Source organism: Nocardia testacea NBRC 100365 (assembly GCF_000308775.1).
GTDB classification, from domain to species: Bacteria; Actinomycetota; Actinomycetes; order Mycobacteriales; family Mycobacteriaceae; genus Nocardia; species Nocardia testacea.
The window spans coordinates 1-7592 of the sequence record NZ_BAGJ01000239.1 but is presented as its reverse complement, the minus strand read 5'-3'; the positions used below and the strand labels follow the sequence as shown (position 1 = coordinate 7592).

The window sequence follows — 7592 nt, the reverse complement described above, 5'->3', positions numbered from 1 at the left end:
CCCGCCGCGACCGCGGGCCCGCGGGGCAGCCTCACCGAACTGGTCGTGGCGGCCCATCGTCGCGGCGCCGTGGACGAGGTACTGCCGCTGCTGATCCAGAGCGCGGAGCTGACCGTCGCGTTCGATCGCCCGGCCGGACCGGGGGATATCGGTAAACCGATGCTGCTGGCCCGCGGCGGCACCGGGCCGACGGTGATCTGTGTGCCGTCCTTCCTGATCGGCAACGGGCCGCACCAGTTCGGGAAACTGGCCCGCGAACTCGGCTCCGAATGCGCGGTGCACGCGCTGTGGCTGCCCGGGACCCGGCCGGGGGAGCCGCTGCCCTCGTCCTGGGACGGGCTGCTCGACCAGCTCGCCGATACCACCCTGGAGACGGTCGGCGCCGGGTCCTTCGTCCTGGCCGGGTATTCCATCGGCGGAGCGCTCGCCCACGGGCTCGCGGGCCGGCTCGCCGCCCGGGGGCGGCCGGCGCTGGGGGTCGCGATGATCGACACCTATTCGCCCGACGACGAAGCCGGTAACCGCGCGGTTTTCGCCAGTGCGCTCGGCCTGGCACTGGACAGCGGTCATGAGCTGATCGCCGTGGACGACCGCGCGCTGGTGGTGATGGCCGACTACGCACGGATCTACGGCAGCCGGCCCGCGCTGCCGATCTCCGCCCCGACACTGGTGCTGCGGGCGACCACCACCATGCCGGGCCTCGCACTGCCCGAACCGGTTCCGCAGTGGCAGCACCGCGGCGAGACCGCCGAGATACCGGCCGACCATCTCACCGTCATCGACGAGGCGATACCGGTGGTGGCCGAGCGGATGCGGCAGTGGCTGGGCGCACTCGGCGCGGCGGCCGGGGAACCGCCTTCCTGAGCGCCGCGGACCGGTCCGGTGCTCGCTCCCGGTCCGGTCACTTCCACCATCCCAGTGCTTTTCAGCGAAATCGGCAAGATTGAGGAAACCCATGGTCGAGTCGGCGAATGAGATCGCCATTGTCGGTATGGCGTGCCGGATGCCCGGCGCCCCCGACCTGGACGCGTTCTGGCGGCTGCTGCGCGAAGGGCGCGACGCCATCGGCGCGGCGCCCGCCGATCGCGCGGGCCTCGGCGAAACAGCAGGTTTCCTCGATTCGGCCTCGGAATTCGACGCCGGATTCTTCGGGGTCCCGCCCAACGAGGCCCGCGCCATCGATCCGCAGCAGCTGCTCGGGCTCGAGTTGAGCTGGGAGGCTCTGGACGACGCGGGAGTCCGGGAGCGCGACGGTGGCCGGGTCGGTGTGTTCCTGGCCGGCTCCGGCACCGATTTCGCCGAGCTGGTGGCCGCGCAGGGGATCGCCGGGGTGGGCCGGTACTCGCTACCGGGAGTCGGCCGGGGAGTCACCGCCAACCGGATCTCCAACCATTACGGATTCACCGGCCCGAGCCTGGTGGTCGACAGCGGACAGTCGTCCTCGCTGGTCGCCGTGCATCTGGCTTGTGAGTCCCTGCGCAGCGGCGAATCCGAGGTGGCGCTGGCGGGCGGACTGAACCTCATCCTGTCGCCGCTGAGCGGCGCCCGCTACGAACAGTTCGGCGCGCATTCACCGTCGGGGAAATGCTTCACCTTCGACAGTCGCGCCGACGGCACCGTGCGCGGTGAGGGCGGCGGCATGGTGGTGCTCAAACCGCTGGCGCGAGCGGTCGCGGACGGCGACCGGGTCTACGCGGTGATCCGCGGTAGCGCCGTCAACAGCGGTAACGAACGGCGGGTGCTGAGCGCCCCGAGCGCCGCCGCGCAGGCGGCGGTGCTGCGGGCCGCGCTCGCGGCCGCGGCGGTGGAACCGGCGACCGTGGACTACGTCGAACTGCACGGCACCGGAACACCGGCGGGCGATCCGGTGGAGGCCGCCGCGCTCGGAGCGATCTACGGCGCGGGCCGGACCGGCGACGCACGGCTGTCGGTCGGATCGGTGAAAACCAATATCGGACATCTGGACAGTGCCGCCGGGATCGCCGGGTTGATCAAAACCGCGCTGTGCCTGCGCCACCGGGAACTCGCGCCCAGCCTGAACTTCGTCACCCCGAATCCGCGGATCCCGCTCGCCGAGCTCGGATTGCGCGTACCGACCGCGGCCGAACCGTGGCATGCCGCGACCGGCGGTGCCGCGCCGCGGCGGGCGGGTGTGTCGTCGTTCGGGATGGGGGGCACCAACGCACATGTCGTACTGGAGGAAGCACCCGCCGGGTCACCGGCCGCACGGGCGTGGGAGGCACCTGCCGCGGCGCCGGGAGCGGCCGGCATCGGGGAAGCCCGTGCCGTGGTGTCGGGTGTGGCCGGTGTCGAGGGAACTCGTGTCGTGGTGTCGGGTGTGGCCGGTGCGGGGGAAGCCGGTGCCGTGGTGTCGGGTGTGGCCGGTGCGGGGGAAGCCGGTGTCGGGGTGCCGGGTATGGCCGGTGCCGCGCAGACGCCGGTGACCTGGGTGCTGTCCGGGCACAGTCCGGCGGCGCTGCGGGAGCAGGTGGTACGGCTGCGGGATCGGCTGGCCGGGCAACCCGGCATCGATGCCGCCGATCTCGCGCAATCGCTGTGGCAGACCCGCACTCCGCTGGAATGGCGGGCCGCGGTGGTGGGATACGACACCGAGCGGATGCGCGCGGGGTTGACCGCGCTGCTCGAGCCGGTGCCCGAATCGGTGGCCGGTGGGCCCGAGGTGATGACCGGCCGGGCCGCCGCGCGGCGTGCGGTGTTCGTGTTCCCCGGACAGGGCAGCCAGTGGCTGGGTATGGGCGCGGAACTGCTGGCCGCGGACCCGGTGTTCGCCGCTTCCATCGCCGAATGTGAGGCGGCGCTGGCGCCCTATGTCGACTGGTCGCTGACCGATGTGCTGCGCGGGGCCCCGGGTGCCGCGTCACTGGATCGGGTGGAGGTCGTGCAGCCGGCCCTGTTCGCGATGCTGGTGTCCCTGGCGCGGAGGTGGCAGGCCGCCGGAGTGCGGCCGGCCGCGGTCGTCGGCCATTCCCAGGGCGAGATCGCCGCGGCGGTCGTGGCGGGTGGTCTGTCCCTGGCCGACGGGGCCCGGGTGGTGGCATTGCGCTCCCGGGCCGTCGCGGAGGAACTGGCGGGCGCGGGCGGAATGGCCTCGGTCGGGCTGGCCGCGCCGGAGGTGGCGCGGCGGTTGGCGGCGTTCGCCGGCCGGCTGTCCGTGGCGGCGGTGAACGCACCGGGCCAGACCGTGGTCTCCGGTGCGGCGGACGCGCTCGGCGAATTCCTGGACGGTTGCGCCGCGGACGGTGTCTGGGCCAAACGGATCCCGGTGGACTACGCGTCGCATTCGGCCGCGGTGGAACAGATCCGGGACCGGGTGCTCGCCGACCTGGCCCCGGTGCGTCCGGTATCCGGTTCGGTGCCGTTCTTCTCCACGGTGAGCGCGGAATTCGTGGACACCGCGGGCCTCGACGCACAGTACTGGTATCGCGGCCTGCGCGAGGAGGTGCGTTTCGGCGCCGCGATCGAGGCGCTGCTGGCGGCCGAGATGAATGCGTTCATCGAGGTCAGCCCGCATCCGGTAGTGGTCTCCGCGATCGAATCGAGCGCGGACGCGGCGGGTCTGGCCGAGCGGGTGGCGGTACTGGGTACCCTGCGCCGCGACCACGGCGGGCCCGACCGGTTCACCGCCGCCCTCGCCCGGGCGCACTGCGCCGGATTCGACGTGGCGCCGGTGCCGGAGCAGCGGTCGTTCCACCGGGTGGAGCTGCCGGTCTACGCCTTCCAGCGGCGCCGGTGCTGGATCCCCACGCTCACCGCGGTGCCGCAGGAGATCCCGGGCCCGGCGGCGGAGGCCGCCCTGGTGGAGCCGGATCCGGACACCGCCGGACCCGAGGTGACCTCAGTTCCGGACAGTCCCCTCGCGACCCGGCTGGCCGCCGCGCCCGAACGTGACCGTGAGGCACTGGTCCTGACCGTGGTGGCGGAGCAGGCGGCCGCGATTCTCGGCCACGACTCGGCCGGGGATATCCACCCCGACCGACCCTTCACCGCCTTCGGATTCGATTCGCTGAGCGGCCAGCAGTTGCGCAACCGCCTGGCCGCGGTGACCGGGGTGGCCCTGCCCGCGACGCTGATCTTCGACCGGCCGACCCCGCTGGCGGTGGCCCGGCTGCTGCGCGCCCGCCTGGAAGGCGTGACTCCGGCCGCGCGCCGGGCCGTGCCCCGGCAGCGGTCCGAGGAGCCGATCGCCATCGTCGGAATCGGCTGCCGATTCCCGGGCGGAGTTGCCTCGGCCGAGGATCTGTGGAAGCTCCTCGACGCGGGGCGCGACGCGATCACCCCGTTCCCCACCGACCGGGGCTGGGATATGGACCGCCTGTTCGATCCGGATCCGGACCGGCCGGGCACCGTGTACACGCGCGAGGGCGGGTTCCTGTCCGGCGCGGCTGATTTCGACGCGGGCTTCTTCGGGATCGGACCCCGCGAGGCGGCCGCGATGGATCCGCAGCAGCGGCTGATGCTGGAGGCCTCCTGGGAAGCGCTCGAGGACGCCGGAATCGATCCGGCCGCGCTGCGCGGCACGGATGCCGGTGTCTACGTGGGTGCCTCGTCCTCCGGCTACCAGCGCGCGGTGACCGGCGAATACGAGGGTTTCCGGCTCACCGGTACCTCGCACAGCGTGATATCCGGCCGGGTCGCCTACGTGTTCGGGCTGGAAGGTCCCGCGGTCACGGTGGACACCGCGTGTTCGTCCTCGCTGGTCGCCCTGCATCTGGCCGGTCAGGCGCTGCGGCGCGGGGAGACCTCGCTGGCCCTGGCGGGCGGGGTGAGCGTTTCGGCGAGCCCCGGCCTGTTCGTGGATTTCGCCCGGCAGCGCGGGCTGGCGCCGGACGGGCGCTGTAAGGCGTTCGCGGCGGCCGCCGACGGCGTCGCCTGGTCCGAGGGCGTCGGTGTTCTGGTGCTGGAGCGCCTCTCCGACGCACGCCGTAACGGGCACGAGGTGCTGGCCGTGGTGCGTGGTTCGGCGGTGAATCAGGACGGGGCGAGTAATGGTCTGACGGCGCCGAACGGTCCGTCGCAGGAGCGGGTGATCGCGGCGGCGTTGGCGGATGCGGGATTGGTCCCGGCGGATGTGGATGCGGTGGAGGCGCACGGGACGGGTACGACGCTGGGTGATCCGATCGAGGCGCAGGCCCTGATCGCCGCCTACGGCACCGACCGCGACGAGCCGCTGCGAATCGGCTCGCTGAAATCGAATATCGGCCACGCCGTCGCCGCGGCCGGTATCGGCGGGGTGATCAAGATGGTGGCGGCGCTGCGCCACGAGACACTGCCGCGCACTTTGCATGTGGACGCCCCGAGCCCGCATGTGGACTGGTCCGCCGGGTCGGTGCGGTTGCTGACCGACGCGGAACCGTGGCCGGCCGGGGAGCGGGTGCGCCGCGCCGGTGTCTCGTCGTTCGGGATCAGCGGCACCAATGCCCATGTGATCCTCGAGGAGGCGCCGGCCGCGCCGGCCCCCGACGACGCGGAGCGGCTGACCACGACGGGACCGCTCCCGCTGTTGATCTCGGCGAAAACCCCGGCGGCGCTGCGGGCGCAGGCCGCGCGGCTGCGGCAGTGGCTGGACGAGCGGCCCGGCGCCGAACCGGCCGCCGTCGCCCGCGCTCTGGTCGAGACCCGGGCCCGGTTCCCCTACCGGGCCGCGGTGCTCGGCACCGGGCGGGAAGAACTGGTCTCCCTGCTGGCGGAATTCGCCGCCGGTTCCGATCCGGCCGGGGTCGTTTCGGGACAGACGGTGTCCGGCGGTACCGCCTTCCTCTTCACCGGTCAGGGCGCGCAACGCGCCGGAATGGGCGCGCGGCTGCACAATGCCTTCCCGGTGTTCGCGACGGCACTGGACGAGGTCTGCGCGCAATTCGATCCGCTGCTCGGTCGCTCTCTGCGGGAGCTGATGTTCGCCGACGCCGACGACACCCTGGATCGGACCGAATTCACCCAGCCCGCGCTGTTCGCGTTCGAGGTGGCGCTCTTCCGGCTGCTCGAATCGTTCGGGGTGACACCGGATCTGCTGATCGGGCATTCGATCGGTGAACTCGCCGCCGCCTATGTGGCCGGAGTCTGGTCGCTGCCCGACGCGTGTGCGCTGGTGGCGGCGCGCGGGCAGCTCATGGGGGCATTGCCGGAGGGCGGGGCGATGCTCGCGGTCGCGGTCGGCGAGACCGCGGCCGTGACCGCGATCGGGGCTCGGGCCGACCGGGTCTCCGTCGCCGCGATCAACGATCCCTCCTCCACGGTGCTCTCCGGTGACGCCGAGGCGATCGCGGAGATCGAACGCGAGCTGGCCGACGCCGGCGTGCGGACGAACCGGCTGCGGGTGAGTCACGCGTTCCATTCGGCGCGGATGGATCCGATGCTGGCCGAGTTCCGGGCGGTGGCCGAAGGAGTGACCTACCGGCAGCCGCTCCTGCCGATCGTGTCCAACCTGACCGGTGAACCGGCGGGCGACGCGGTGACCGACCCCGAGTACTGGGTGCGTCAGGTGCGCGGCTGCGTCCGCTTCGCGCCCGGAGTGTCGTCGGCTCTCGCGCAGGGTGCCCGCCGTTTCGTCGAGGTGGGCCCGGACGCGGTCCTGGCCGCCATGGTCCGTGGATGCCTGGCCGAGAGCGCGGCGGGACCGGCGGCCGTGGTGACGGCGACCGCCCGCCGAGCGGCCGACGAGGTGACCCAGCTGGTGACGGCGCTGGCGCGGGCGCACACCGCGGGCGCGGAGGTGGACTGGCGTCCGCTGGCCGGCGCGGCGCCGGGACGGGTACCGCTACCGACCTACGCGTTCGAACACCGCCGGTACTGGCTGACCCCGGGCGACGCCGGCGATGTGCTGGCCTCGGGGCTCGACGAAGCCCGGCATCCGCTGCTGGGTGCGGCGGTCTGGCTGCCCGACACCGAGGGCGTGATCCTGACCGGCCGGTTGTCGACCGCGGCACAGCCGTGGCTGGCCGACCATGTCATCGCCGGCGCCGTCCTGGTGCCGGGAACCGCGTTCGTGGAATGGGCGCTGCACCTCGGCGCGCTGACCGGCAGCCCGCGACTGGCCGAACTGGTGGTCACCGCGCCGCTGATCCTGCCGGCGCAGGGCGCGATGGAACTGCGGGTGCGCGCCGGGGCGCCCGATCCGCAGGGTGCGCGCGCGGTCTCGGTGTATTCGCGGCCCCAGCGCGCCGGTTCCGCCGAGCCGGCCGAATGGGTCCGGCACGCGACGGGGACGCTGGCCGCGGAATCCGCGACGCCGGCAAAACCGGTGCCGGCCGCGGAGAGCTGGCCGCCGGCCGGCGCGCAGCCGGTGGCGGTGGCGGACGGCTACCTCGAACTCGCCGACCGCGGTTACGGTTACGGGCCGCAGTTCCGCGGGCTCACCGCGCTGTGGCGGCGCGGCGACGACATATTCGCGGAAGTCGCGCTGCCCGATCCGGCGGCGCACACCGCGGGCGACTACGGCGTGCATCCGGCGCTGCTGGACGCGGCACTGCACGCCCTGCTGCTCGGTGGCGTGGTCGAACCGGCCGGTCCGGGCGAAATCCTGGTGCCCTACTCGTGGGACACCGTCGAACGGCACAGTTCCGGCGCCGCCGCGG

At 73.1% G+C, this 7592-nt stretch carries 2 protein-coding genes; both read left to right on the top strand.

Going from position 1 to position 7592, the window contains the following annotated elements:
• On the top strand, positions 1-864 hold an 864-nt coding region (locus ON38_RS25875), incomplete at its 5' end, for an alpha/beta fold hydrolase (RefSeq protein ID WP_039827626.1).
• A gap of 91 nt (positions 865-955) precedes the next feature.
• The coding region (locus ON38_RS25870; protein ID WP_039827625.1) for a type I polyketide synthase at positions 956-7592 on the top strand (6637 nt) is incomplete at its 3' end.